This is a genomic window from Enterococcus phoeniculicola ATCC BAA-412, assembly GCF_000407505.1.
In the GTDB taxonomy this organism is placed as follows: domain Bacteria; phylum Bacillota; class Bacilli; order Lactobacillales; family Enterococcaceae; genus Enterococcus_K; species Enterococcus_K phoeniculicola.
The window spans coordinates 1,396,742-1,422,218 of record NZ_ASWE01000001.1; the positions used below are offsets into that span (position 1 = coordinate 1,396,742).

The 25,477-nt window shown below is 36.5% G+C and carries 20 protein-coding genes, 1 other RNA gene and 4 pseudogenes; 14 read left to right on the top strand and 11 right to left on the bottom strand.

What is annotated here, in order from left to right:
• Position 1: 1 nt before the first annotated feature.
• Genes citF through I589_RS06500 form a run of 3 tightly spaced genes read left to right on the top strand, consistent with a single transcriptional unit; the run spans position 2 to position 3,465 of the window.
• Positions 2-1,534: a citrate lyase subunit alpha gene (gene citF, locus I589_RS06490; RefSeq protein ID WP_010768906.1), complete on the top strand. Its 1,533-nt coding sequence runs from the start codon at positions 2-4 to the stop codon at positions 1,532-1,534.
• The gene (gene citX / locus I589_RS06495; RefSeq protein ID WP_010768905.1) at positions 1,527-2,078 is read left to right on the top strand and encodes a citrate lyase holo-[acyl-carrier protein] synthase; all 552 of its coding nucleotides are present in this window, start codon (positions 1,527-1,529) and stop codon (positions 2,076-2,078) included. Before citF ends, citX begins: the two co-directional genes overlap by 8 nt.
• A complete protein-coding gene (locus I589_RS06500) occupies positions 2,071-3,465 on the top strand; it encodes an oxaloacetate decarboxylase subunit alpha (protein WP_010768904.1) in 1,395 nt (464 codons plus the stop codon). The genes citX and I589_RS06500 overlap by 8 nt, the downstream gene beginning before the upstream one ends.
• Positions 3,466-3,714: 249 nt before the next feature.
• Here the strand turns inward: I589_RS06500 and I589_RS06505 are convergent, their stop codons facing one another.
• The 4 genes and pseudogenes from I589_RS06505 to I589_RS06520 all read right to left on the bottom strand — a co-directional run bounded on the left by I589_RS06505 (position 3,715) and on the right by I589_RS06520 (position 6,738).
• Positions 3,715-4,002, bottom strand: coding sequence for a hypothetical protein (locus I589_RS06505; RefSeq protein WP_034684465.1), 288 nt, complete (start codon positions 4,000-4,002; stop codon positions 3,715-3,717).
• Positions 4,003-4,008: 6 nt separating this feature from the next.
• Positions 4,009-4,467, bottom strand: a complete 459-nt coding sequence (locus tag I589_RS06510) for a hypothetical protein (protein ID WP_010768902.1) — start codon at positions 4,465-4,467, stop codon at positions 4,009-4,011.
• On the bottom strand, positions 4,433-5,818 hold the full coding sequence (locus I589_RS06515; RefSeq protein ID WP_010768901.1) for a Y-family DNA polymerase: 1,386 nt from the start codon (positions 5,816-5,818) through the stop codon (positions 4,433-4,435). The genes I589_RS06510 and I589_RS06515 overlap by 35 nt, the downstream gene beginning before the upstream one ends.
• Positions 5,819-6,400: 582 nt before the next feature.
• Positions 6,401-6,738 (bottom strand): annotated as a pseudogene (locus I589_RS06520) (iron chaperone).
• 130 nt (positions 6,739-6,868) lie between these two features.
• Between I589_RS06520 and I589_RS06525 the strand changes: the two are divergent.
• Positions 6,869-7,696, top strand: a pseudogene (locus tag I589_RS06525) (iron-containing alcohol dehydrogenase); the annotation flags it as partial.
• A 191-nt stretch (positions 7,697-7,887) separates the two neighbouring features.
• Here the strand turns inward: I589_RS06525 and I589_RS06530 are convergent.
• Positions 7,888-8,400, bottom strand: coding sequence for a hypothetical protein (locus I589_RS06530; RefSeq protein ID WP_010768897.1), 513 nt, complete (start codon positions 8,398-8,400; stop codon positions 7,888-7,890).
• Positions 8,401-8,836: 436 nt separating this feature from the next.
• Between I589_RS06530 and I589_RS18320 the strand changes: the two genes are divergently transcribed.
• From I589_RS18320 to ssrA, 3 genes are all read left to right on the top strand, one after another.
• Entirely contained in the window at positions 8,837-8,992 is a 156-nt protein-coding gene (locus tag I589_RS18320; protein ID WP_155854204.1) for a hypothetical protein, read from the top strand.
• Positions 8,993-9,055: 63 nt separating this feature from the next.
• Complete coding sequence (locus I589_RS06535; protein WP_010768896.1) at positions 9,056-10,369, top strand: MFS transporter; 1,314 nt, start codon at positions 9,056-9,058, stop codon at positions 10,367-10,369.
• Positions 10,370-11,672: 1,303 nt separating this feature from the next.
• Positions 11,673-12,038, top strand: a transfer-messenger RNA (tmRNA) gene (gene ssrA / locus I589_RS18045).
• A 496-nt stretch (positions 12,039-12,534) separates the two neighbouring features.
• Here the strand turns inward: ssrA and I589_RS06540 are convergent.
• Positions 12,535-12,744 (bottom strand): DUF4177 domain-containing protein, encoded by a 210-nt coding sequence (locus I589_RS06540; RefSeq protein ID WP_010768895.1) that lies wholly within the window; start codon positions 12,742-12,744, stop codon positions 12,535-12,537.
• Between the two features lie 429 nt (positions 12,745-13,173).
• On the opposite strand from I589_RS06540, the gene I589_RS17780 reads away from it, so the two are divergent.
• Positions 13,174-13,872, top strand: coding sequence for a hypothetical protein (locus tag I589_RS17780; protein ID WP_010768894.1), 699 nt, complete (start codon positions 13,174-13,176; stop codon positions 13,870-13,872).
• 292 nt (positions 13,873-14,164) lie between these two features.
• Here I589_RS17780 and I589_RS06550 read toward each other — a convergent pair whose 3' ends face one another.
• On the bottom strand, positions 14,165-14,938 hold the full coding sequence (locus I589_RS06550; RefSeq protein WP_010768893.1) for a Cof-type HAD-IIB family hydrolase: 774 nt from the start codon (positions 14,936-14,938) through the stop codon (positions 14,165-14,167).
• A gap of 143 nt (positions 14,939-15,081) precedes the next feature.
• On the opposite strand from I589_RS06550, the gene I589_RS06555 reads away from it, so the two are divergent.
• The 4 genes and pseudogenes from I589_RS06555 to I589_RS06565 all read left to right on the top strand — a co-directional run.
• Entirely contained in the window at positions 15,082-15,438 is a 357-nt protein-coding gene (locus tag I589_RS06555) for an SdpI family protein (RefSeq protein WP_010768892.1), read from the top strand.
• Positions 15,419-16,141 (top strand): response regulator transcription factor, encoded by a 723-nt coding sequence (locus I589_RS06560; RefSeq protein WP_010768891.1) that lies wholly within the window; start codon positions 15,419-15,421, stop codon positions 16,139-16,141. The genes I589_RS06555 and I589_RS06560 overlap by 20 nt, the downstream gene beginning before the upstream one ends.
• Positions 16,138-16,290, top strand: a pseudogene (locus I589_RS18755) (two-component sensor histidine kinase); the annotation flags it as partial. The gene I589_RS06560 and the pseudogene I589_RS18755, both read left to right, overlap by 4 nt.
• A gap of 192 nt (positions 16,291-16,482) precedes the next feature.
• Positions 16,483-17,595, top strand: a pseudogene (locus I589_RS06565) (ATP-binding protein); the annotation flags it as partial.
• 502 nt (positions 17,596-18,097) lie between these two features.
• Here the strand turns inward: I589_RS06565 and I589_RS06570 are convergent.
• The 3 genes from I589_RS06570 to I589_RS06580 form a co-directional block, all read right to left on the bottom strand.
• Positions 18,098-18,649, bottom strand: coding sequence for a hypothetical protein (locus I589_RS06570; RefSeq protein ID WP_010768889.1), 552 nt, complete (start codon positions 18,647-18,649; stop codon positions 18,098-18,100).
• On the bottom strand, positions 18,646-19,395 hold the full coding sequence (locus I589_RS06575) for a hypothetical protein (RefSeq protein WP_010768888.1): 750 nt from the start codon (positions 19,393-19,395) through the stop codon (positions 18,646-18,648). Before I589_RS06575 ends, I589_RS06570 begins: the two co-directional genes overlap by 4 nt.
• Before the next feature lie 121 nt (positions 19,396-19,516).
• Positions 19,517-21,670, bottom strand: coding sequence for an LTA synthase family protein (locus I589_RS06580; RefSeq protein ID WP_034684468.1), 2,154 nt, complete (start codon positions 21,668-21,670; stop codon positions 19,517-19,519).
• A 203-nt stretch (positions 21,671-21,873) separates the two neighbouring features.
• Between I589_RS06580 and I589_RS06585 the strand changes: the two genes are divergently transcribed.
• Positions 21,874-23,046: a class I SAM-dependent rRNA methyltransferase gene (locus I589_RS06585; RefSeq protein WP_010768886.1), complete on the top strand. Its 1,173-nt coding sequence runs from the start codon at positions 21,874-21,876 to the stop codon at positions 23,044-23,046.
• Between the two features lie 68 nt (positions 23,047-23,114).
• Here I589_RS06585 and I589_RS06590 read toward each other — a convergent pair whose 3' ends face one another.
• Positions 23,115-23,999 (bottom strand): LysR family transcriptional regulator, encoded by an 885-nt coding sequence (locus tag I589_RS06590; protein ID WP_010768885.1) that lies wholly within the window; start codon positions 23,997-23,999, stop codon positions 23,115-23,117.
• A 201-nt stretch (positions 24,000-24,200) separates the two neighbouring features.
• Between I589_RS06590 and I589_RS06595 the strand changes: the two genes are divergently transcribed.
• Complete coding sequence (locus I589_RS06595; protein WP_010768884.1) at positions 24,201-25,430, top strand: MFS transporter; 1,230 nt, start codon at positions 24,201-24,203, stop codon at positions 25,428-25,430.
• Positions 25,431-25,477: the final 47 nt, after the last annotated feature.

Sequence of the window (25,477 nt, forward strand, 5' to 3'; positions counted from 1 at the left end):
CATGGTCATGAACAAAGTAGGAAAAGAAATCCCTCAAGAATATGCAGAACAATATGGTGTATTTGAAGGAGAACTCGCACACATTGATACGTATAAAGAAGCAAGTCGAAAAATTAAACCTGTTTGTCCAAGAGACACAAAACTTTTAGGAAGTATTCGTGAAGCGATTGAAAAGACTGGCTTAAAAGATGGAATGACTATTTCATTTCACCACCATTTTCGTGAAGGCGATTTTGTTATGAACATGGTTCTGGAAGAAATTGCGAATATGGGTATTAAGAATCTTTCTATTGCACCGAGTTCTATTGCAAATGTTCACGAACCATTAATTGAGCATATCAAACAAGGTGTTGTAACGAATATCACCTCAAGTGGACTCAGAGATAAAGTGGGTGCAGCAATTTCTGAAGGAATTATGGATAATCCTGTCGTGATTCGTTCTCATGGGGGGCGTGCACGTGCGATTGCAACTGGAGATGTGCATATTGATGTGGCTTTCTTAGGTGCACCAAGCTCAGATGCTTATGGAAATGCCAATGGGACTGTTGGAAAAGCAACTTGCGGTTCTCTAGGCTATGCGATGATTGATGCAAAATATGCAGATCAGGTAGTCATTATTACAGATACACTTGTACCGTTTCCAAATACACCGATTAGTATTCCGCAAACAGATGTTGACTACGTGGTAGAAGTAGAAGCTATTGGAGATCCAAATGGAATTGCAAAAGGAGCAACTCGCTTCACAAAAAATCCTAAAGAATTATTGATTGCAGAATATGCAGCAAAAGTAATTACCAATTCCCCTTATTATAAGCAAGGATTTTCATTCCAAACTGGGACAGGTGGTGCAGCCTTAGCTGTTTCAAGATTCTTACGAGATGCAATGATTCAAGATGGCATTACTGCAAGTTTTGCACTAGGTGGAATCACAAATGCAATGGTTGAGCTGTTGGAAGAAGGTCTTGTTGAAAAAATTATTGATGTACAGGATTTTGATCATCCATCTGCTGTTTCTTTAGGGAAAAATGCCAATCATTATGAAATTGATGCAAATATGTATGCCTCTCCTCTAAGTAAAGGTGCTGTTATTAACCAGCTAGACACAGCTATTTTGTCAGCATTGGAAATCGACACAAATTATAATGTAAATGTAATGACGGGTTCAGATGGTGTTATACGTGGTGCTTCAGGTGGTCACTCTGACACAAGTATGGCATGTAAGATGAGTTTAGTTATTTCACCTCTTGTGAGAGGGCGTATCCCTACAATCGTAGACACTGTGAATACAGTTGTGACACCTGGAACAAGTATTGATGTAATTGTGACAGAGGTTGGAATTGCGATTAATCCAAATCGTCAAGACTTAATCGCTCATTTTAAAAAGCTTGATGTCCCACAGTATACAATTGAAGAATTGAAAGAAAAAGCGTACAGCATCGTAGGTACACCAGAAGCCATTCAATATGGTGAAAAAGTGGTAGCACTTGTTGAATATCGCGACGGCACATTGATTGATGTTGTGAAAAATGTCTAATTCGTTATTTGATGGACCGGCTATTTCTTTAACAGAAGCGTTGGATGCAAGAGAAAACCGTGTAAGTATGCAAAAAGAATTATTAGCAGCTGATCCTCGGTACACGTTGTTGTCTGCCACAATGAATATTCCTGGTTCTGTGAAAACATCAGAGGCGCTAGAAGTTATTTTTAAATGTGTGACAGATGAAGTTGAAGCAAATGTGTCAGAAGTTACTCCTTTGGTGAATGTCTATCGCAATGAAAAAACTGGATACGAATATTTTTTGTTACTACCTTTACAAAAAGAAGTGCTGAAACAGCGAATGGTAGAAATTGAAGAATCACATAGATACGGTCGATTAGTTGACCTAGATGTTCTTTGGATTGAAGAAGGAGAACTGAAAAGTATGAGCCGAGAAGTATTAGGTTACCCTAGACGAACCTGTTTTGTTTGTGAGAAGCAAGCAAAGGTTTGTGGACGTTCGAGAGCACATTCAATCGAAGAGATGCAAAAGAAAATTAGTACGCTGGTGGAAAAAGGAAGGATGCAAGCAAATGACTAAAAAAATTCATTTTATGGAAACCGTCTTGCGTGATGGGCAACAAAGCTTAATCGCTACACGAATGCCTACAGCAGATATGTTACCGATTATTAAAACAATGGATGAGGCGGGCTACCATTCATTAGAAATGTGGGGAGGCGCAACCTTTGATTCTTGCATTCGTTTCTTGAATGAAGACCCATGGGAAAGACTTCGCCAAATTCGCAAAGAAGTAAAACAGACGAAATTACAAATGCTTCTTCGCGGACAAAATCTACTGGGCTATAAAAATTATGCAGATGATGTTGTGCGAGAATTTGTTGAAAAATCAATCAAAAATGGGATTGATATCATTCGTGTTTTCGATGCACTAAATGATACGCGAAATTTAAAAACGTCTATAGTTACTGCAAAAGAAGCAGGCGGACACTGTCAGACAGCGATTTCTTACACCACCAGTGAAATCCACACAGTTGATTATTTTGTGAAGCTAGCAAAAGAAATGGCAGATACTGGAGCGGATTCTATCTGTATTAAAGATATGGCAGGGGTTCTTACTCCTCAAACTGGATTTGAATTGGTTAGCCGCATAAAAGAAGCCGTTGACTTGCCATTAGAAGTACACACACATGCAACAAGCGGGATTTCAGAAATGACGTACCTAAAAGTGGCAGAAGCAGGAGCAGATATTATTGATACAGCGATTTCCTCTTTTGCAGGGGGAACAAGTCAGCCCGCAACGGAATCTGTTGCGATTGCTTTAGAAGAAATGGGCTACGATACGGGATTAAATATGTCGAAAGTTGCTGAGATTGCAGAGTATTTCAATCCTATTCGAGATCGTTTCCGCGAAGAAGGAATTCTAAATCCTAAAGTCAAAGACGTTGAACCAAAAACATTGATTTATCAAGTGCCTGGGGGCATGTTATCCAACCTATTGAGTCAATTAACCGAACAAGGTCTACAAGATAAATATGACGAAGTCTTGGCAGAAGTGCCAAAAGTTCGTGCAGACCTCGGATTTCCTCCTTTAGTTACCCCTTTATCTCAAATGGTGGGAACTCAGGCCTTGATGAATGTGATTTCTGGCGAACGCTATAAGCTGGTACCTACGGAGATTAAAGATTATGTACGTGGACTGTATGGTCGCCCTCCTGCCCCGATTGCAGAAGAAATTCAAAAAATGATTATTGGGGAAGAAGAGGTAATTACAGAACGCCCTGCAGATTTAATTGCACCTCAATTACCGGAATTTGAAGCGGAGATAAGTGAGTACGCAAAATCAGAGGAAGATGTACTGATGTACGCACTATTCCCACAACAAGCAAAAGATTTTTTAGGTCGTCGGGAAGATCCGTTTTATGATGTGCCTGTTCAAACGGTAGATGTGACTATAAATATTCAATAAATTGAAAAACTGATTGAAAAGCAACTCAGTGCAAAGGAGTCCTTAGCACAACAGAGAGTACTGTTCAATCAGTTTTTTTGTACTAAATGGGGGGAAAGTACAGGTTCTACAAAAAAGTGCTGGTCAGAAAATCAACAGCAGAAAAGCAAACCTGATTTTCTAGATAAAAGATTCTAAAGGTTCATTGTATTCAAGAAGAGAGAATTCTATCTTCTTTTCTTATTTGGCAATACGGGCTTGATGAACTTGTTAAATGGTGCCTGCTTTTTTTGGATAGCGACTGTGCTCAAATTCATACATAATTTTTGTTTTTCCAAGTACAGTATAAGCGCGTACGACAAATTGGTTTCTCGCGTTGTATAGACCTGTAATGGACAGGCGCATCGTTTCCTCAACATCGGCTAAAAAGGTAAGTGAATGTAGGGAGATTAAACAGTTTACGATACTTTCATTTGTTTGTAAGGTAAAACGAACAAGTGGCTGTTGAGAATAATTAAGAATTTTAATTTTACTGACGGTGCCTGTTAAATGAATCATCATGAATCACTCCTCTAACCAATTTTGTGGAAATATCAGCTCTGAATCGTCTTTTGTTCCGTCCCCTTTAAAGATATCAAGGGAGGACCATTTTATTGTTTCAATCAACTGAACATGACGAATATCTTCCCAAAGAATAGCGTTATCATCAATCAGTAGTTCCTCCTCATGAAAATTGCCGGAAAAAAAACCATCAATTGATTCCATAGGACGTCCCAATGAATCTTTTTTATTTAACTGAACGCTTACTGCTTTGGTTTTTAAAAATGCATGTTTGAGCACATCACTAATTTCTTGCTGGCTCATTTGAGGAAGTAAGGAAATATTTTTTGTTGCTTCTGCATGATTTTTATCAATACCTGAAGTGAGCTCCTCCATAGCAAAAGCGGTTACCCATTTTAAAAATCCGCGATCATGATAGTCGTTATAATCAGAAAACTCTTTTTTTGTACGATTTGTTGTCATTTTTCTCACCTTCTATACCTGCCATGCCTCCAGCATGTCCACCAACAAGGCTACTTCGAGCAATTGCACGTCCGCCATCTAACAAGCTGTTTGCGTGGACAAGACTCTTAAATCCGTATCGACTTCTTATAATATCTACTGCTCGATCAGCGGTGATTTCTTTTACCTGTTGGTTAGGATCTGAAAATAAATCAAGCTGGATGCTATCTGTAAATAAGAGCTTGGAACAGCCGACAGAAATTGTTCGTACATCTTGATTTTTATAGTAGCGTCTAAAAATGAGAAGGAGTGTCTCCGCAATTTTTTTACTGCTGGCTGTAGCGGAGACCTTCATTTGATGGTGAAATCCTTTTTTTCCAGATAGATCTACATACCCCAAAGAAAAGCCAATCCAAAGAGATATTACTTGAGTTTGTGCATGGATTCTTCTCAGTCGAGTGCCGACTTGATCGGCCATTTCTTTGATAACTAATTCAATTTCATTTTTTCGCGTATAGTCTTTGGTCAGCACCTGCGAATTACCAATCGATTTTTCTTTTGGCTGTATTTTTTTTCCTAAAAAACTACGGTCAATTCCCCATGCATGTGCGTATAGCTGCGCGCCTAAGATACCTAATTTCGATTTTAAATCGTAATAATTTGCGTGGGCTAAATCGTTAATTGTTTGAATACCCATGCGATTTAGTGTTTTTGCAGTACGACGGCCAATTCCCCAAAAATCTGTGAGCTCTTGAATCTGCCAAAGTTTTTCAGGGACATCTTCATACCGCCATTCAGCTTTCATCTTTTTTGTATGCTTTGCCTCTGTGTCCAGTGCTAATTTTGCAAGCAGAGGATTGTCTCCTATGCCGATAGATGTGTAGAGTCCTGTTTTTCTGTACACATCGATTTGAATTTTTTTTGCTAATTCATAGGCAGAAGCACAATTAAATAGTCGAAGAGAATTGGTGACATCCAAAAAGGATTCATCCACCGAGTAAACATGATGGTTTTCTTCATCTGTGTAACTTTTGTAGATGGCATTAATCTCCATATTTTTTTGCATATAGAGTTTCATTCTGGGAGCGGCAATCACTAAATCGTTGGGATAAGGGAAAGGTAAATCGCGTGCACGGCTGACATTTGTAATATGATAGGCTTTTTTTGCCATCGGAGAAGAGGCCAAGATAAGCCCGCTTCCTCGTTCACTTGGACTGTCACTTGGATAAGACATGACCACTAGCTTTGTTTTAAGTGGATCTAAGTCACGTGCAGCACACTCTACAGATGCATAAAAACTTCTACAATCAATGCATAAAATATCTCTGCGGGGTTCTTTTGAATAATCAAAGAGCAGGTTGGTTTCATACATCTTTCAATCACCTCACCAAAATTATACGAACGTTTGTTCGTTTTGTAAAGCGAACAAACTTTTAAAAAAACATTTTTTTAAAATAATAGAAAAAGTGTTGGAAGGAAAGCTGAAGAAGAAACGATTTTTCTAGTTTAATAAAAAGAATTACAAAAAGAACCCTGTCTGAAAATCTAAACTTATCCCTTAAATGGAAAGGAATAAACGAACCAGTTGGCACTCGAAAACGATTTCTAACACCTTGCTACAAAGGCACCGGATGCCTGTATAATATATGAACTGGATTCATTGAATTGATAGAAAGCTACTAAAAAAAGGAATAAAAAATACGTTCTTTTTTAATCAATTCATAACAACAGGAACAAAGGAAAAGTTAAACAAAAAAGGATGAAGATCTGGAAATTTCATGAAGAGAGGAAAATGAAAAACACTAGCAAGTGAAATGTATAGAGGGTTTGGTACTTTTTAATCGTAAAAAGAAACAGATAAGTCTGCAATGGAACGAAACGACTAGACTTATCTGTTACCTAATTTCAATAAACGATTTCTTTCGACGCATCGATAGTTTAATGCAAGGTTATTTTACGAGAGGACACTTTTCTTTCTATAGTTAATCATCTCTTTAATTAATGTCTGGGGTAGAGGGGGGTGTAAGGGAATTGAACAGCACCTTTACTTGTTTTATAAGAAGAAAGCTGCGCTGAAAAAGCCTCTATTGCAGAAGGGGTAGGATAAAAGCCTAAATGTTTTTTCATCCCTGCAAAGTGCACAAGATTTTCCTTTTGAAAGAATGTAGGCATGCCGTAGCTGATTTTTTCCGTAGCATCAGGTAAGAGTTCCTTGGCTATCTGATAAATGGTTTGCAGATGCGCTTGTTGTTCAAGAGGTGCTGAGTGGATATAGTCTGTAATGGCTGTCAAAGAAATCCCTCCAATAAGAGTAGTTAAAAGTATAAAAAGCTGTCTTCGTAGAAAGCCAATGATTTCCTTTTTTTGAGTGTAACAAATGAATCATTAAAAATCGAATAATCAATCTACAATTATTCTATATATTTGTAGGAACCCTGAATTTTCTGATGTATTGAGCTTGGAGGGGGCTGCGGACACTAAAAATCCTTCGATACCTATATTCTATTCGCCATACCGACCACCTCTGGAACTGCAGCGGAAGTAACGATTAATTATGTAATCACAGATGAGAATACACATAGAAAATTTGTCTGTGCAGATCCTCATGATATTCCCCTTGTAGCATTTGTAGATAGTGATATGATGATGGGCATGCCTAAAACTTTAGCAGCAGCTACAGGAATGGACGCAATGACCCATGCAATTGAAGGGTTCATCACAAAAGGTGCTTGGGAATTAACAGATATGCTGCATATCAAAGCCATGGAGATTATTGGTCGCTCACTTAGAGATTCTGTCAATGGGGAAGGCAAGAGAAGAGATGGCGCTGGGGCAGTACATTGCGGGGATGGGATTTTTTAATGTTGGCTTGGGACTTGTTCACGGAATGGTACATCCGCTAAGTGCGTGGTATAACATTCCTCATGGCGTGGCATATGCGCCCTTACTGCCAACAATTATGAAATACAATAAAGAATTTACAAGAGAAAAATATCGAGAAATTGCAAAAACATGAGGCGTTGAACAGGTAGAAACTCTGTCTATAGAAGATGCTCAAGAGACAGCTTGTGGTGCGATTGATTGTTTGAGTAAGGATATAGGCATTCTTGAAACAATTTCTGAGCTTGGAGTGAAAGAAGAAGATTTACAATAAATTGCAGAAGATGCCTTTAGAGATGTGTGTACGCCGGGCAATACACGAGACACAACAGTTGATGAACTAATTGGACTATATAAGAGTTTAATATAAAATACGGTACTTATAATAAAAAGACTCCAGTGAGGTGTAAGCACAGGGACGTTAAAAAGCGAGTATTAGGCGAACGTCAAGGGTTACGAATCATCAGAGTCTTTTTTATGAGTAAAAAATGAAGGCACATTTTGGTTACTTACGAAAATAAATTAGGTCGGAATATGTAGATAACAGGCAATAAAAATATTTTATTTCAAAAATCCTTCATTAGCGATGGCTTTTTCTAATAGAGAATTCAGCTTTTTGTATTCTTCAGCATTGTTGTCTGTTTTTTTTATCTTCTTAAACTCTTCTTGAATAGTTTTTGCTTGAGCAACATTAGCCTCCACTTCTGCATATTCTGTATCTATTTCGTCTTCTGTCGCATCAGCATTATTCAAATAGTTTATGGTTGCTGGTGTAAAATTTTGTAAATTAGTGATAATAAACTGGAAGTCACTGTATTCTTTCGGATTTGCTTTAATAATTGCTTGGCTCTTCGCCGCATAGTAATCCCAGTCATAGCCAATTGTTCCTTTTTCATAATTAGTTTCAAAATCAAAGGTCAATTTTCCAGAAGTCACTTCTTCAGATGAATTGGTTGTCTTTTTTGTAGAAGCTTCTGTCTCTTTTTTTGTTTGATCGTTTTTTTTATCATTAGAAGTACATCCCCCAAATACAAATACAGAGAGGACAAGGGTACCCAAAATCATTTTTTTCATCTATAATCCCCATTTCAATCAGTTTATTTCTCTATTATATCAAAATATGGAAAGCATACAACGATTATAATAACTTATGTGATTTTTTATTGAGGTTATTTTTTAAGATGAGACTATTCGGAGAATGAATCTATATGAACAAAAATGAAAGAATTTATTGCATTTATGGAACGAATCAGTAACACTCAAATATGAGCGAACCTAAAGAAGCAACATTCGCTAATTCGTTTCCTGCGTCAAATTATAATCTGTTTTTATTAATATATTTTTTTCTAAGTTCCATGTGTTTCTTAGGTTTGAAGCTAAACAATTAAGCAACGAAAACCAATTAGCTTTTGTTACTTAGAGGCACCCGATTTTACTCATCCATCTCATTTGACATAGGGGCCATATAGGATTATTTAAAAAGAGAAAAGATGATTCTATAAAAATAAAAGTGAGCTGTACATTATGCATCTGTAATGATAATCTTGAACTAACGAATGCAGACAAGAAAAGAGGGGTTAACGTGTTGATTCGAATGAGACACGAGGTAACAATCAATGTAAAAGCACCGATAGAAGTGGCAAGGGCTATTGGTGCAATTACTTAAGAATATTGTCAAACGCTGTTGCTACTTCTTTTATTAGTAAACAATAAAAGGAGAGTTATCAACGTGAAAAAAATAGGATTATCAAGAAACTTTATGATTTTTTGGATGGGGCAATTTGTCTCGTCTTTTGGTAGTACAATGACTAGTTTTGCCATCTCAATTTGGATGTATCAGGAACAGGGACGTGTGCTGTTTTTATCATTAGCTAGTGTGGCTATTGTATTGCCTAAAATGTTGGGTGGGATTTTTGCAAGCCCTTTTGTAGAACGTTTTAATAAGAAATGGACAATGATTTTAACAGATATTGGAGCAGGAATTTGTACATTTCTATTGTTGCTTTTATTTATAAGTAATCAATTAGAAATTTGGCATATTTATGTGTTAAATATCGTAAGTAGTTTATTGAGTAGTATACAGCAGCCAACAGCGGATGTTATGATTAGTCGTCTTGTTGAACCAAGACTTTATACTAAAGCTAGTGGGCTACAGTTAGTTTCATCTGGTATGAGCAATGTCCTTTCACCTGCTTTGGCAGCAGTGATGTTGTCGTTAACAGGAATGATAGGTATCATCATCATTGATTTAGGAACCCTTATTTTTGCGTGCTTCACTTTATTATTCTGGGTACAGTTACCAGTTGATGCGAAAGTATTAAAAGTGAAGTATAGTGTAAGAGGTTATTTTAAAGATATTAAAGAAGGGTTTCAAATTTTTGTCACTTCAAAAATATTAAGGTCGTTACTGATGTTAATGGCAGCTATCAATATTTTTGCAGGGATGACTTATTATCATTTGTTAACACCGATGATTTTGGCTCGCACTAATTTTGATGAAGGGGCATTGGCAATTGTCAATAGCGCTATGGGGATTGGTGGAATTCTTGGTGGTATTGCCGTTTCATTGATACCAGATTTTAAATCTAAATTAACAGTGATATTTAGTTGCTCCTTGTTGTCTTTTCTTTGTGGAGATATTTTATTGGCTTTAGGAAATACAATCGTAATTTGGGCGGTTGGTATATTTTTTTCAAGTTTCTTCCTACCTTTTTTAAATGCGAATGAAAGTTATTTGTGGCGTGTTTCAGTGCCAATCGACTTTCAAGGACGTGTTTTTGCATTTAAGTACGGGATACAATCAGGGATGATTCCAATTGGGATTATTTGTGGTGGAGTATTGGCTGATTTTGTATTTGAACCCTATATGTTAAAAGGAGAGAATTTTTTCAATTCTTTTCTGGGGAGTAATAATGGTTCTGGAATGGCATTGATGTTTTTTGGGACAGGAATATTAGGGAGTATTGTGAGTCTGATAGGCTTGCTGAATCGAAGATTAAGGAAGCTTGAGCTTGAGTTAAATGATTGTGTTGAAAAATTTTAAATAGGACAGACACATTTGATTTTGAAACATTTGCTTAAGCTGGCATAAGTAATTGTTCATTTTTTCCCATGGGGAAAAGTCGAAGAGGAGAATTTCTCTGGATTTTGCCACATTTTTAGTGTGTACCATACAGAATCTAGGCTCTTTGTCGATTAGTGCTGTTTTTTTTTGAATTAAGTCAAAAAGTTGAGAACATTTCGGTGTTCTCTTTTTTGGTTTTTAAATGAGTTCACAAAAACCTTGTTGGACAAGAATCCGCAGATAAAGGTGGTGGAACGAACTAAATATTTTTAAGTTTGTGTGTGCAAACACTTGAAAATAATATTTAGAAGCTGTGTGGAATCACTTTCTTTGAATTGAGAATAGGTGGAAAATATATGTACTTAAGACCTTCATTTAAAATATAGATAAATTATTGGAATTAGAGAAATAATAGAAACCTCTCTACTGTGAGGCTTTGGTTTTTACTGAATACCACCTAAACTTATACAGAAATCTGCATACCGATAACCACCTTTTCTTAGAAGAAGTAATTTATTAATTTTGGAAGTAAAGAAATGGTCAAGCTGTTACAGGTTAATTGTCAGAAAGTGACGTAGAAAAGAGGGGGAAAAAGAAGCGAAGAGAGGTAGAAATTTTAGATAAACTTAGAAAAATAATCAAAAAAAGAAAATAACTCTAGCATATACTACTTAGCATGGAGGGATTCTCATGAAAAAAACAGAATTAAAATCCTATCAAATTTGGCGACTGCTCTTTGTGTTTCTTATTGTGTTTTGGGGAACAATTTTATATATTTTGTTTTAATAATAGATGGTTGAAACACGTCACCAAAACACGTTTTTTCATATAAAAAAACACCTTGCGTGGTCACAAGGTGCGGGTATGTAATTGTTGCACATAGGAGTATCTTCATACCGTTAAACACAGTTTAGCATATGCATCCTTTGCTAGAAACTAGAACGCACTTTTTTTTAATTGAAAATTTAGGTGGGACTACTTGTTATTTTTTTATGTTAATTACTCTGTAAATGTTTATGAAACAAGAGAACCAGCTTGTTTTTTCAGAGAATGTCTAAAAAAAGCTACTTGATAAAATTTCAAAGCCGTTCAATCTAGTTATGTTTTAATAGAAGGCGGTAGCCAAAAAATTATTTAAAGTAATAGTTTTTGGAAACTACGAGGTGAGATTATTCCCATTTATATTTTTCCTAATCAAAGTATACGCAAGTTCTTATCTTTAGTTTTTCATTTAGATATGTTATAATAATCTAGCAACAATTGAAGTAACCCCTTATATCTTGGGGATGTTACGGATTCGACAGGCATAGTTGAGCTTGAATTGCGCTTCGTAGGTTACGTCTACGCTAAAACGTTACAGTTAAATATAACTGCTAAAAACAATAATAACACTTACGCTTTAGCTGCCTAAAAACAGTTAGCGTAGATCCTCTCGGTATCGCCCATGTGCTCGAGTAAGGGTCTCAAACTTAGTGGGATACGCTAAATTTTTCCGTCTGTAAAATTTAGAAGAGCTCATCAGACTAGCAATGTTTGACGCCAGTCATGCGGCAGACAACAAAGCGAATCTTTAATTGTATGACTATGAGCGTAGAAATTGAAGTGGCAATATGTTTGGACGCGGGTTCGACTCCCGCCATCTCCATACGTGATTTTCACAGGCTTTCACTAAGAGTCAAAACCTCTGTTTTAAAGGGTTTTGGCTCTTTTTTATTAATGACTTTAGTCGGTTTCAATCGCTAAAGTGATTGGAACAAAAAAAACACGCGTACTGCGCGTGGATATTTACTTTCAGTAGTTTCCACATTATTAAACTTTCTCAAGGTCAAAAAACGATAAAGTGGAACTTTTCCTCTTTTTAGGATATTTGAGAAATTTATATATAGATAGTGAGTGTGGATTGAAAACTTATCCTAACTTAGAGAATTTGTTTATCGTACCTTAGAGTTATCTATTTTCGACTAATTGCAGGAAAGTATCTGGGATATAACCATGTTACCTCCAGATATCCTAAACTCTTAATCAAGGCAGAGCACAGAAGAAATTGTAAATCATCGGAAGTTTGACTTCCGATGATTTACAGCACCTGTTCTCGGAGATGACTACTTCTGTCTCAACCTCAAATAGTATAACTTATTTTTTAGTTATCTAAGACTTTCAAAAACCAAGGTTGCTTGTATCCTGTCTCCTCCGCCAAATCCTTTACTTCCTCCATTTGTAGTGGAGATAGTATGCAATCGGAAGCCCTTAGCGCATTGCTTATTTATAGTATTTTCGAGTTCCGAAAGATTTTGTGACCCTTTTCCAATAAAACTTTCTTTTAAGACAACTTGTAACACCACGTAGTTAGGCATACTCAATTCCTTCTTTCTTTGATAGAATATAGTTGAAATCAACTATCCCCAAAAGAGAATGCTCTTCTAGAAGTTTAAGTTGCGACAGGGGGATTTCACAGATGTTGCAGTGTCACCACTCATTGGCTATTCAGAGTTTTCCTAGAGATTGGGTGGTTTTATATAAGTATAACCAACAAATCATAAGGATAACTCTAACATTTGAGAACCACTCTTAAAAAAAAATCCTCTTTCAGATAGTTATAATTTAAATTATAACAGATACATAATAAAAAAACGCTTTTTTTAGAATCAGAGAAATATTTAAATTTTTAGATTCTATTTACTACTACTGGCTAAATAGAACCGGTAAGTAAAGTTTATAGTTATCTAGAAGATTTTTGACTATCTTTAGCTTGAATGACTATCTTACGAAAAGGAGAAATACAAATGTTTAAAAGAAATCATCTTTGGCTGTTTCCCATGATATTTATTTTGGCTCTTTTTATTTTAGGGGGATGTTCGGAGTCCGATAAAGTGTCTGAACAAAAAAAAGAACCTGACAACCTATTTTTATACTCAGAAAGTACTGTGGAACAAAAGGAATTATCAGAAACCAAAACGAGTACGGAAAAGTTGGATACAGAGGAAAATTATCCTTATGCAGTAAGTTTTGATGAGTTGATAAAAATTGAAGATTTAGGAGGAGCGCATCCAATTGTTACCGAGGGGGCTACTTTTGACGGGAGTGGTGTGAATAGTCCAGCAAAATTTGAATTTAGAGTGAGCTCGATGGTGAGCACGAATACACCTGCTGTATATATTTATCCTGCTGAAATGGGAGGAGTATCAGAGCCAGTTGAGTATTTAATTGGTTTGTCTAATAAACCAACAAAAATAATCCAAGTCTTTACGGCAGGTGGAACCTACGATGACAGAAGAGAAGTGAAGGTAAACACTGAAATCCAATTAGTGCGTGCTAAAGCTTTTGATGAGGCACAAAAAGGGTATACAAATTTAGATGGACATGTATTTTATGCGTTTTACAATAATCAGGGCACTCTTTCATTAGCAACTGAAAATTTTGCAGGGAATATGCTGACCACAGAAGATACGCAGGTTCTGATGGAATATATAAAGAAGGAATAGTCCTGCGAAACAAGTGTATAATCATCTATTTTCATCCGACCTCTTTCTTTGGTACGTAATTGATTCATCACATACAATCTGGGAGCGCATAGATAACATAGAGCGTGTGAGGAATGCGAGAAGTAAAATGTCGCGAGATTAGAAGGGAGCTGCTTTTGTTCCAGCCTTTAGTGGGGTCTTACAAGGCGCAGGAAGTAGCTATTACAGTTGATATAAAATCACCAGCCCAAGTGTCACTCCCCTAAAGGTCTGACACTTGGGCTGGTGATTGTTTTTCAGAAGGAGAAACGAATTAAATTAAATCAAAGTGTTTTAGCGCGTGAACAATACCGCCCTCTGTATTTTTCTTTGAAACAAAATCAGATAATTCTTTTAACTCAGAAACAGCATTTCCCATAGCAATCTTATAGTCACAAGCTTCAAGTAAGGCATAGTCATTAGGACCGTCACCAAATCCATAAGTTGGAACGTCCGTCAGATTCATTTCATCCATGAGAGTGGCAACACCGGTTCCTTTAGAGATTCCTTTTTTTACAATATCTATAGAATGAGGACCATTTCGATAAAATGTTAATTCAGGAAAGGCTTTATGATAAACTTCATCTCCTGAATGACTCAATACGAGCAGCATTTTTACCGGATGTTGCTTAAACCCATGCGGTTCAACAGGAGGAATATCAGAATGGATAAAATTGTATGCGTCAATTAGTGTCTGATTATGTCCAGTACACCAGATACGTTCTTCATTATAGTAAGATAGAAGATGTCCGTTCTCCGTTGTTAAATCATACATTTTTTGACATTCTTCTTCAGTAAAATAGCTGGAATACACCGGATTGCCATCTACACGAATAAATGAGCCGTTCATCACGATGTTTGAAGTAATTCCTGCTTGTTCTCTGATGTCTAGTATTTCTATTTCTGTCCGGCCCGTAGCGATAACTGGGAGTACATGATTCTTCTTTAGCTGGCTCATTGCTTGAGTGATTTCAGGGGTGATTTTTGATTGCCCATCAAGAAGTGTGCCATCTAAATCAAAAAAAGCAACTGCGCGATAGTTTGACATAGTAAAAGCTCCTTTTTCGTTCATTCACCGTCCATCATATCAAAAATTGAATAAAACCAAAAGCTTTCATGAAGAAATGTTGAAGATAATTGGTGTTGACGCCCTTTTAGAGTATACTAATAACAGAAGGTAGGGGAAATAAAATGATTTTTTTGTATGTAGGAAGTTTTTTAGTAGCTATTGGAATTTTATTTAAGCTGATACCAGCAAAACAGCATTATCCTTTATATGGCTACCGTTCGACATTGGCAGGCAAAAGCGATGCACATTTTCGCTATGCACAAAAGATAAGCAGCTGGAACTTTCTTCTTTTTGGAGGAGTAATGGCACTCATTGGCTGGTGGCTCAAAACTTCAGGACACACGAATTTTTTTCTTGTTGAAATGCTTGTCCTAGTGTTTCCAATCATGCCTATTTTTATTATAACTGAAAAAAAATTAGAAAATTTTGATAAAGAATTGACACAGGAGAGTGAATCTAATGAATATCTTAATGATTGAAGATAATGAATCTGTTTCAGAAATGATGCAAATGTTTTTCTTAAATGAAGGTTGGGAGGCAACGTTCAAATACGATGGAAAAGAGGGCTTAGATGCTTTTTTAGAAGAGCCTGATAAATGGGATATGGTAACCTTGGATTTAAATTTACCAAGTATGGATGGGATGATGGTCGGAAGAGAGATCCGTAAACTATCCAGTACCGTTCCAATCATCATGCTTACAGCAAGGGACTCAGAAAGCGATCAAGTGATTGGGTTAGAAATGGGGGCAGATGATTATGTAACTAAACCATTTAGTCCGCTTACGTTGATTGCACGTATGAAAGCTTTACACCGTCGCAGTGAGCTTGCTGAACAAGGAACAGCAACTACACAAGAAAATGATGATGTCTTTGATGTGCAAACAGCTCATTTTAAAATGAATACAAAAACACGTGAAGCCTATCTCGCTGGAAAACCAATTGATGGTCTAACACCGAAAGAATTTGATTTACTGTTTACATTAGCTAAAAAACCTCGCCAAGTTTTTTCTCGTGAACAGCTGCTGGAGCTTGTTTGGGATTATCAGTATTTTGGTGATGAACGAACTGTGGATGCCCACATTAAAAAATTACGACAAAAAATTGAAAAAGTAGGTCCGCAAATTATTCAAACAGTGTGGGGTGTGGGGTATAAATTTGACGATTCAGGTGTTGCCGAATGAGATACCTCTATCAACAATTGCTAGCGTTTTGGGGGGTAATTGCGCTTATTTTACTAATCGTGGGTGTGTCCTTTACACAGTTGACCAAGCAAACAATTGAAGATAATAACTACAAGCAGCTTTCTGACTATGCAGAGTCTGTTCAAAAGTTAGCTCAAAACAATCCATTTGAAGAATCTTTAAACTATACAGAGACCGTACTTAGTCAACAGTCGGTAAACTTTTTATTTATCGCAAAAAATAATCAAATTATTTATCCATTAAATGCAGAAAAAGAGCCTGTAATTAAAATTTCTAAGGAGCAGTGGGCATCGTTTTCCCGAGGAGAGCGAAAGAAGCTCACCGATAAAAAGAATATCTACGGAGAAAACCAGCCAACTTCTTATATGATGGTGCCTGTAAATTTACAGGGAGAATTTTATGGTGTGCTTATCTTAAGTCAACCAGCTAAAAACATTGAAGATAGCGTCCATTCATTTACGTTGAACTTATTTAAAGGGTTCATCATTTCTAGTATTATTGCGCTGATTGTCAGTTATGTATTTGCGTCATTTCAGGTGAAGCGAATTACGCGAATGCGTGCGGCGACAAAAGAAATTACGAACGGCAACTTTGATATTGTTTTGCCTGTTCATGACAAGGATGAGTTTGATGATTTAGCGGAGGATTTCAATAAGATGGCAAGCTCCTTGAAATCATCGCAAGAGGAAATCGAACAACAGGAAGAAAGACGGAGGCAGTTTATGGCGGATGCATCCCATGAGATGCGGACACCACTAACGACAATCAATGGCTTGTTAGAAGGATTAGAGTACAATGCCATTCCAGAAAGCCAGAAGGAAAATGCGGTTCGATTAATGAAAAATGAGACCGAACGCTTAATTCGATTAGTGAATGAAAATCTGGATTATGAAAAAATCCGTACAAATCAGATTAGTATGGTGATTAAAAAGTTCAACGGAACCGAAACTTTAGCGAACTTGTTGACACAATTAGAGAAAAAAGCAACGGCAGCAAATGACCAATTGATTTTAGAAACGCAAGAGGATATTGAAGTTTATGCTGATTATGACCGATTTGTTCAAATCATGGTCAATATTTTACAAAATGCTATTCAGTTTACGCAAGATGGCGAGATTCGAGTTCGCATTGAAAAAGGGTACTTGGAAACCATTGTCAAAATCTCTGATACTGGGATTGGGATGAGTGAAGAGCAGCAAAGAAGCATTTGGGATCGTTACTATAAAGTAGATCCTTCGAGGAAAAATACAAAGTATGGTGAATCAGGATTGGGTCTGCCGATTGTTCAACAATTAGTTCGTCTGCATAAAGGAAAACTAGAGGTAGAAAGTGAACTAGGGAAGGGAACGACATTTATTGTTAGTTTCCCTGATGTAGAGCTGGTAGAAGACAAGCCAGCTGCTGATTCAGTTAATGAACCAAACAAAAAATAAGTAAAGACAGCAGAGTACTCTGATAGATTCTCTGTATAGGACATTGAAGTAGAAAAGTCCTATACAGAGGATTTTTTTTATAAATAAATTTCAAGTTCTAACAAGGGGCGCTCTAGCTGCTAAATTGGAAGTTTATGTATAAACCTATATCTAGTTTACCGTTAAAATAGGTGTTGATTTGTGTGCATAAAGAGATACTAGAAGAGTCTTCCTTTCTAAATTAAAATGATTTCCTTTAAAAAGGTGTGAATGTTGTCTGCGAATCACTTTGAAATTCATTCACAAATTTACTAACAGAAATAGTTATTTTAAATAAAAGTAGGCGCACGGAAAGATTCATAGAGAATGGAAAAAGAGGTAGAAAAAGTTGAAAAATGAGTTGGAAAGGATTATTTACAGGGCGAATTTGTTGAGCAAAAAAGCCTCTTTAGGAAGAAGCTGGGTAACTCTGAAATAGCCTGCCTTTCAAAGCCACCGGGGCCTTCTTTCTGAAAGAAACTTTTTATGCGTGTTTTCGTTTGGATGAATCGTCTGTGGAATGAATAAAGTGATCCATGTAAGGACTGTTGGCGATGGACATATCTGGAGTTAAAATAACAATCGCCAAACGTGTTCTTTTTGCTAATTGCCGCAAGAGGGGAAGAAGCTCCTGAATTTGTTGGACAGAAAGAGTAGAAAACACATTTTCTACTAAAATTCCCCTTTTTTGAAGAATCAGATGGTGTGCAAGCTGAAGTTTGACTTCCTCAAACGCGGTTAGCTCCCCAATATCTTTGCCTAAAATCTGTTCGTCCAAATTTACGAGGGCTAGGGTATCTAAAATAAGGGACTTCGCTTCTTTACGTTTAATGGAGGAGCCTAATAATAAATTATCTGCAATTGATAAATAAGGAACAGGCAACCATTGCCGATAAAGCAAACCAAAGGGCGAACCTACCGTTTGAAATGTATATTCGATAAAGTGTGCGACATCCGCATCTAAACGCTCTGAAGGCTCTAATATAGCCGTTACCTGCGTTTCTTCAAAAAAGTCTACTAGCTGTTGAAAAGTCACATTGACCACCGTCCTTTTTTTGTCCAATGCTTAATGAATCCTGTACTGAGTAAGCTGATAATGATGCTTGTGAGAAGTGCCATAGCACTAAAAACTTTTAGAATGGCTAGGAATACATCTGAAAACCAGAAACGGTCATTAAAATCTACTTGAAAGAGTGTCACTTGATCAAAAGGGAGTCCAATCATAAAAGAATGACTCTCAGTTGTTTGGGTGAGCACAGTATAGTCGTTTACATTTAACCAGTGTAGGACACGTAAATTGATTGTTTGCAGGAGAGACTCATAGGTGTTTTGGCAAACAAATAAAAAGGCTGCGACAACAAATGTAACAGTTATTGCGGGAAGCAAGGATTCAACGACAAGCAATCGAAGAATCTCTCTAAATTTCAATCCTACTAACCGCCACTGTAGAATTTCTTTCTTTTTGTATCGAAAGAAAAAGGAAAGAGCAAGAATGGTAATGAATAAAAATATACCTAGAAAGCAGTATAGTAAGGATTGATAGACTTGTGAAACCTGTGTCACTTGATGATTATCTAATGGCACGGAGGCAGAATTTTCATTTAACTGTGCGTCTATTAGCGCAATCCGACTAGATACTTGGGTATGTAAAAGAAGAACCATCTTCTTTAGATTTAGTAAAAGAGTAAATAAAAACAAGAAGAGACCGAAGAATAAACCATATGCGATAGAAAATTTTTTGTGATAACGACTACTAGCTAGAGCATAATAAAGTGTCTTCATAGTTTCACCTCATAATAAGTATAGGCAATGATTATGAATAAAGTATGAAGAACTGCAATAAAAAAAATGAAGGATTTTGTATAGAAAAAAGACGAACAGCCTCAGGCCATTCGTCTTTTGTTTATTTAGCAGTATCATCTTTTCCTTCGTCAGTTTTTGGTTCCTCTGCAGTTGCTTCACCGTTGTACTGTTTGTACGTTTCGGTTTTATACAAATCAACTGTCGATTTATTATTGTTTTTACTATAAACGCTTGTCGACTTGTCACCTAATTTTGTCTCTTCAGTTATCAGACGATCAAGTGAGCCTTTATAGTTATAATCATCAGGGTTAACAGCGGTTAGTCCGCTGTTAGTATAGAAGCGAAGTAAGTCACCATTATTAATTTGATCAGAAATATCTAACTGATTTGTAACATCTTGTTTCCACGTTTCGACTTGTTGTGCAAGTGATTCAGAAAGAGTAGGGATAGCTTCACCTGTTTGGTTGTCATAGACAGTACCACCACGATAAGTGTAGTTTGGTGTAACAAAGTCACCATTTCTAAATGCGACAAGCTGTTGATGATCTTTTGAGAATAAATCTTGTCCTAGTTGGATATAGTTGCTTGTATCAACACCTAATAGGTGAAGTAAAGTAGGAAGCGCATCAACTTGGCCACCGTACGTATGATTAATGCCTCCGTTTTCTTGACCAGGGACATGAATCATGTAAGGAACACGTTGCATTTGTGCGTTATCAAAGTCTGTCCATGTTTCTTTGTTTTTTCCGACAAGTTCAGCCAAATTCTTATTACGAGAGTCAGAAACACCGTAATGATCCCCATAAAGGACAACAACTGAATTTTCATATAAGCCAGATTTTTTTAAGTAGTTAAAGAATTCTTCTACTGATTTATCTAAATAGTTTGCTGTTGCAAAGTATCCGTTGATTGTTTCATCAGATGTATTTGCTAGAGGGAAGCCACCTTCATCATTTGTAAATTGTGAATAAGGGTAGTGGTTCGATACAGCAATAAATTTTGAATAAAACGGTTGTTGCAAATGTTCTAAATATTGAACAGATTGTTGGAAGAATGGTTTATCGTGTAATCCATACTGGAATGAATTTTCATCCGTTACATCATAATAAGATGCATCGAAGAAGTTTTCATACCCTAAATGTTTATAGGTTTCATTTCGATTCCAGAAGTTTCCAGCATTTCCGTGGAAAACAGCACTTGAATATCCTTGTGTTTGATCAAGAATCGCAGGAGCCGCTTCAAAGGTATTCTTGTCACCTAGTTGTGTAAACAATGATCCTTGATTTAGTCCGAATAGTGAATTTTCCATTAGTGTTTCAGCATCACTTGTTTTACCAGCAGATACTTGATGGAAGAAGTTGTCAAAAGCAAAAGTGCTGTTGTTGTGATAAAGACTATTCAAGAAAGGTGTTACTTCATGTTCTACACCATTTTCATCTTTTAACTTATAATCCAGTAGAAATTGTTGGAAACTTTCTAAATGGATGTAAATCACATTTTTTCCTTTTGCGATTCCAAACATCTCATCATTTGGTGCAGCGTAGTGATTTTTAACATAATCTTCTGCTGTTTTCATATCATTGGCACTTGCTTGCGCTCGAACCTGTGTCGTCTTATAGGTTGTTACGCCGTCATAAACAGTAAATGCATTAATTCCAAGATATTTTACGATGTAATCACGTGAGAATGTACGTGTTAGTAATTCTGGACGAGAAGCTTCAGCCAGCGTCAAGTTTCCTGAAAAAATCATCAAGGCAAAGGCAGAAACTGCTACAGCCATTGGAATGCGCACAGGACGTTCATCCATTTTAATTTTCTTAAAGATAAGTAAAGCCGCCATTACAATGATATCTAAAAAGTAAACAATATCATATGGACGTAACAGACGTAAGGCACTTTCACCCAAACCACTTGCTACTTTTCCAGCACCTAACATGGTGTTTACAGTGATAAAGTCTGTAAATTCACGATAGTAGGTAACGTTGGAGAAAAGTAGAACGCTCATTAAGAAGTAAATTACCATCATAGTTATATAGGAAGGTTTGGTTCTTCGTATATACAATGCAATCCCTAATAAGAAGAGGGTAGTTGCGATTGGATTAATTAGTAAAATAAAATACTGAAATGAGTTTTCTATACCCAAATTAAAGTCAAAGTGATAAGCAAATAAATTTTTTAACCAAAATAATAAGGCTGCTAATGAAAAAAAGCCAAGCCGCGTATTTAGAAATGCGGGAGTTTTTAATTTTTTCAATTTTAACCTTCCTTTCCGTTCTAGGCAAAATGAAAACACGTCAATGATTGCCATAACTTCCTTACATTCTACTCGCATCGGGCTTTTGTGTCAATTGAAATCAAAATGTAACAATCACTTTAAACATTTCTTTAAAGATTCCATCAGACAGCCCACTTATTTTTTGCTATACTAATAGGTACATTATAAGAGCAGGTGAACACATGGAAATCAAAGTGACAACTATAGCAGAAAAAAAAATCCGTCGAGGCTATCCACTTTTGCAAAAAGAAGATTTAGTGAAGGCTGTGAAGCCAACCGACCAATGGGTTACCTTTGTAAATGAAGCAGGAAGGTTTCTGGCGAAGGGCTACTTAGGGGAGCAAAATAAAGGGATTGGCTGGATTTTGAGTAAAAAGGATGAACCAATCCAGGTTTCTTTTTTTGAGAAACTATTCAAAAAAGCGAAACAAGATCGAGAGGTATATTTTTTAGATGAGACGACGACAGCTTTCCGTATTTTTAATGGCGAGGGTGATGGCTTAGGCGGACTGATTATCGACCTTTATGAATCGTTTGCCGTTTTTTCTTGGTATAACAAGACCTTATTTCAAAATAAGCAACAAATTGTTGAAGCGTTTAAACAAGTGTTTCCCGAGATAACAGGTGCGTATGAAAAAATTCGATTCTCTGAGGCAAGCTTGCCTGAAAGTCAATTTATGTATGGGAATGAGGCACCTGAGCCATTACTTGTAAAAGAAAATGGCATTCATTATGCAACATACTTAAATGAAGGGCTGATGACTGGAATTTTCTTAGATCAAAAAGAAGTTCGTGGTGTCTTAGCTGAAGGATTAGCTGCGGGAAAAAGCGTTTTAAATATGTTTAGTTATACTGGCGCATTTTCTGTTGCGGCGAAAATAGGTGGGGCAAGTCAGACAACGAGTGTAGATCTTGCCAAACGTAGCTTACCAAAAACGCAGGAACAATTTCAGGTGAATGGATTAGGACTCGAAGAGAACAAGATTGTTGTTATGGATGTATTTGAGTACTTTAAATATGCCGCTAGAAAGAGCCTAACATTTGATGTCATTGTGCTAGATCCGCCAAGTTTTGCCAGAAATAAGAAAAAAGTATTCAGTGTAGCAAAAAATTATGGCGAGTTAGTGGAGGACAGTGTTGATATTTTGAGCAAAGAGGGAATGCTTATTGCCTCAACAAATGCGGCAAATGTATCGAGAGAGAAATTTCAAAAAATGATTGAAGAGAGCTTGAAGAAAAAACAGGTTCGATTTAAAAAAATGAACGAGTTCCATTTACCTTCTGATTTCAAAACGATTTCATCATTTGAGGAAGGAAACTATCTGAAAGTCTTCTTCTATCAAATTTCAAAATAGAAAGACCTATTCTATAGAAGAAAAGCATCTTTAGACCTAGTGAAGAGGGGCTAAAGATGCTTGTTTTATCAAGACTTGATATGATGAAGACAAAATTCATAAAATCGTTTGACTGCAGGAGACATAAATCCGTTCTTTCTGGTTGCCAGATAGATATAGCGAGGAGGACGGCTATCTGAGATGGCTATTTTTTTAACTGGGTAGGCACTGATAGAAGGAATGTCAGGCATGATGGCAATCCCAAAATTACACCCCACAAAACCAAGCATCGTGTGGTCTTCTTCCACTTCGCAAGCAATCTTCGGTGTTAGACCAGAATTAGCTGTCAGACTGTCGATATAAGTACGTAGGCCACTGTTCTTAGAAAAGTAGACATATGGAAATTCAGTGGTTTCCTTTAACGAAATGGAGTCATGAATTGCTAGCGGATGTGATTGCGGGACAACTAAGACCATTTCCTGTTGAACGAAGGGAAGATAATGAATGTCCTCCTCTTGATCAATTCTAGAGGACAGAGCAATATCAATTTTTTCTTCTTTAAGTAGCTGAATTATAGACTGTGAGTTTCCTTGGAAAAAGTTGAAAGTGACTTGCTGATTTCCTTCTGCAGCTAAAAATTGCTGTGTAATTGAAGGAGCAATTGTTGATCCCATCGTATAAATGAAACCAAAATCAATTTGACCTTGTTCAGGACTAATGATTTCTGTCAGTGCTCTTTGACCGTTACTAAGCTCATTTAGCGCATGATTCACGTAAGAATAGAAGAGCTTCCCATATTTGGTTAAGCGAATATTTCTTCCAGATTTTTCAAATAGCGGAGCGCCAAGCTCTTTTTCTAGTTCAGACATAGAATGACTAAGATTTGGTTGTGTAGTATTTAATAAGGTGGCAGCTTGTGTCATATGTTCCGTATCAGCGAGTTTTTTGAAAAATTCAAGTTGTCGTAAATTCATCGTGTACTCCTTTTATTATTGATAAATATAGTTTATCAATAATAATGGAAAAAATCATTAGATTTTATCAAAGAAACTAGGTATGATGAACATAGTGAAATAGTGAACAAGTCAAATGGTTAAAAAGTGTAAAAGAAGACTTTGCGAGAGCTGCAGAGTCGTGTATGATAAGCATACTATTCAAAGAAGGAGGCAACGAGCATGCGAAAAAATTACAATGGACTGATTGGTTCCTTGTATACAAATTATATTTTTCAAGGGATTGCTGCAATTATTATTTCTCAAAATTTAAAGCAGCTAACGGCGTACTGGGGCGCAAGTGTACAAGAGGTTATGCTGGTCATGAGTGCAATCGGATTAGGAAGATTGTTAATTTTGTATTTTGCAGGAACAATTTCTGATAAGGTAGGAAGAAAAAAAACGATTCTATTGGGCATGCTCTGTTATCTGATATTTTTTGGTGGTATTTTAATCAGCAAAAATTATATACAAGGGTTTATCTTTGCGTTGTTTGCAGGGTTTAGCAATGCTTTTTTAGACACAGGCACCTATCCAACTTTGGTAGAAGCCTACCCGGAATCAAAAGACAGCAGCTCGCTTAGTGTGTTAAATAAGGCATTTATCTCATTAGGACAGTTTTTACTCCCATTTGGGATGAGAATCATTTTGACGCAGCAGTTATTCTTTGGGTATATCTTTTTCCTTTGTTTTGTCATTCTATTGATAAATTTATTTGTTATGCTTCGCCAAAGTTATCCAGAGGTAATAGTTGAGCAAACAATCGTTGAAGAGATAAAAGAGACAACATTTAAACCTAGGATGAAGCTGGAGGGTTTAGCACTCATTATTTTTGGCTTCACTTCTGTTTCAACCTTTAATATTTTCATTACATGGGTACCTACCTTAGCAGAGAAATTGCAGTTAATGAGTGAGAAGGACAGCTTGATATTAATAAGTATTTATAGTGTAGGATCATTTATTTCGGTTTTTTTCACTTCCTATTTAGTGAAAAAAAACATATCCTCTACTTTTTTGTTAGTTGCTTGCGGTGGACTTTCAACGATTGTTCTACTTTTATTGACACTGTTTCCTTCCGCTTTCATGTTGATGGTTGCAGCAATTGGGGTGGGCGTGTTTTCTGCAGGAGGAGTTTGGCAACTTGCGTTAGCATTGCTACTTGAATTTTTCCCAACACGAAAAGGCAGAATTACCAGTTATTATTCCCTTGCGTCAGCACTGTCTGTAATGATTATTCCGTATGCTACAGGTTATTTAAGCGAACTTCATTTTATTTCAATTTTTTGGCTAGATATTTTCTTAACATTTGTAGGCTTCGTGTGTACAGTGGTTATTTATATTCGATATAAACAGCTACAGGAACAAACTAGCTTACTAAACCAAGAGCCAGTAAAACAAAAACAGCTTATTTAGATAAAATAAAAGAGAAAAAACTGTGTGATTTTAGAGGAAAGAGTCTA

Coding starts and splice junctions, on each gene's coding strand:
- citF (WP_010768906.1), top strand. CDS start 2: ATGGTCATGAACAAAGTAGGAAAAGAAATCCCTCAAGAATATGCAGAA.
- citX (WP_010768905.1), top strand. CDS start 1,527: ATGTCTAATTCGTTATTTGATGGACCGGCTATTTCTTTAACAGAAGCG.
- I589_RS06500 (WP_010768904.1), top strand. CDS start 2,071: ATGACTAAAAAAATTCATTTTATGGAAACCGTCTTGCGTGATGGGCAA.
- I589_RS06505 (WP_034684465.1), bottom strand. CDS start 4,002: ATGATTCATTTAACAGGCACCGTCAGTAAAATTAAAATTCTTAATTAT.
- I589_RS06510 (WP_010768902.1), bottom strand. CDS start 4,467: ATGACAACAAATCGTACAAAAAAAGAGTTTTCTGATTATAACGACTAT.
- I589_RS06515 (WP_010768901.1), bottom strand. CDS start 5,818: ATGTATGAAACCAACCTGCTCTTTGATTATTCAAAAGAACCCCGCAGA.
- I589_RS06530 (WP_010768897.1), bottom strand. CDS start 8,400: ATGAAAAAAATGATTTTGGGTACCCTTGTCCTCTCTGTATTTGTATTT.
- I589_RS06540 (WP_010768895.1), bottom strand. CDS start 12,744: ATGCCTAACTACGTGGTGTTACAAGTTGTCTTAAAAGAAAGTTTTATT.
- I589_RS17780 (WP_010768894.1), top strand. CDS start 13,174: ATGTTTAAAAGAAATCATCTTTGGCTGTTTCCCATGATATTTATTTTG.
- I589_RS06550 (WP_010768893.1), bottom strand. CDS start 14,938: ATGTCAAACTATCGCGCAGTTGCTTTTTTTGATTTAGATGGCACACTT.
- I589_RS06555 (WP_010768892.1), top strand. CDS start 15,082: ATGATTTTTTTGTATGTAGGAAGTTTTTTAGTAGCTATTGGAATTTTA.
- I589_RS06560 (WP_010768891.1), top strand. CDS start 15,419: ATGAATATCTTAATGATTGAAGATAATGAATCTGTTTCAGAAATGATG.
- I589_RS06575 (WP_010768888.1), bottom strand. CDS start 19,395: ATGAAGACACTTTATTATGCTCTAGCTAGTAGTCGTTATCACAAAAAA.
- I589_RS06585 (WP_010768886.1), top strand. CDS start 21,874: ATGGAAATCAAAGTGACAACTATAGCAGAAAAAAAAATCCGTCGAGGC.
- I589_RS06590 (WP_010768885.1), bottom strand. CDS start 23,999: ATGAATTTACGACAACTTGAATTTTTCAAAAAACTCGCTGATACGGAA.
- I589_RS06595 (WP_010768884.1), top strand. CDS start 24,201: ATGCGAAAAAATTACAATGGACTGATTGGTTCCTTGTATACAAATTAT.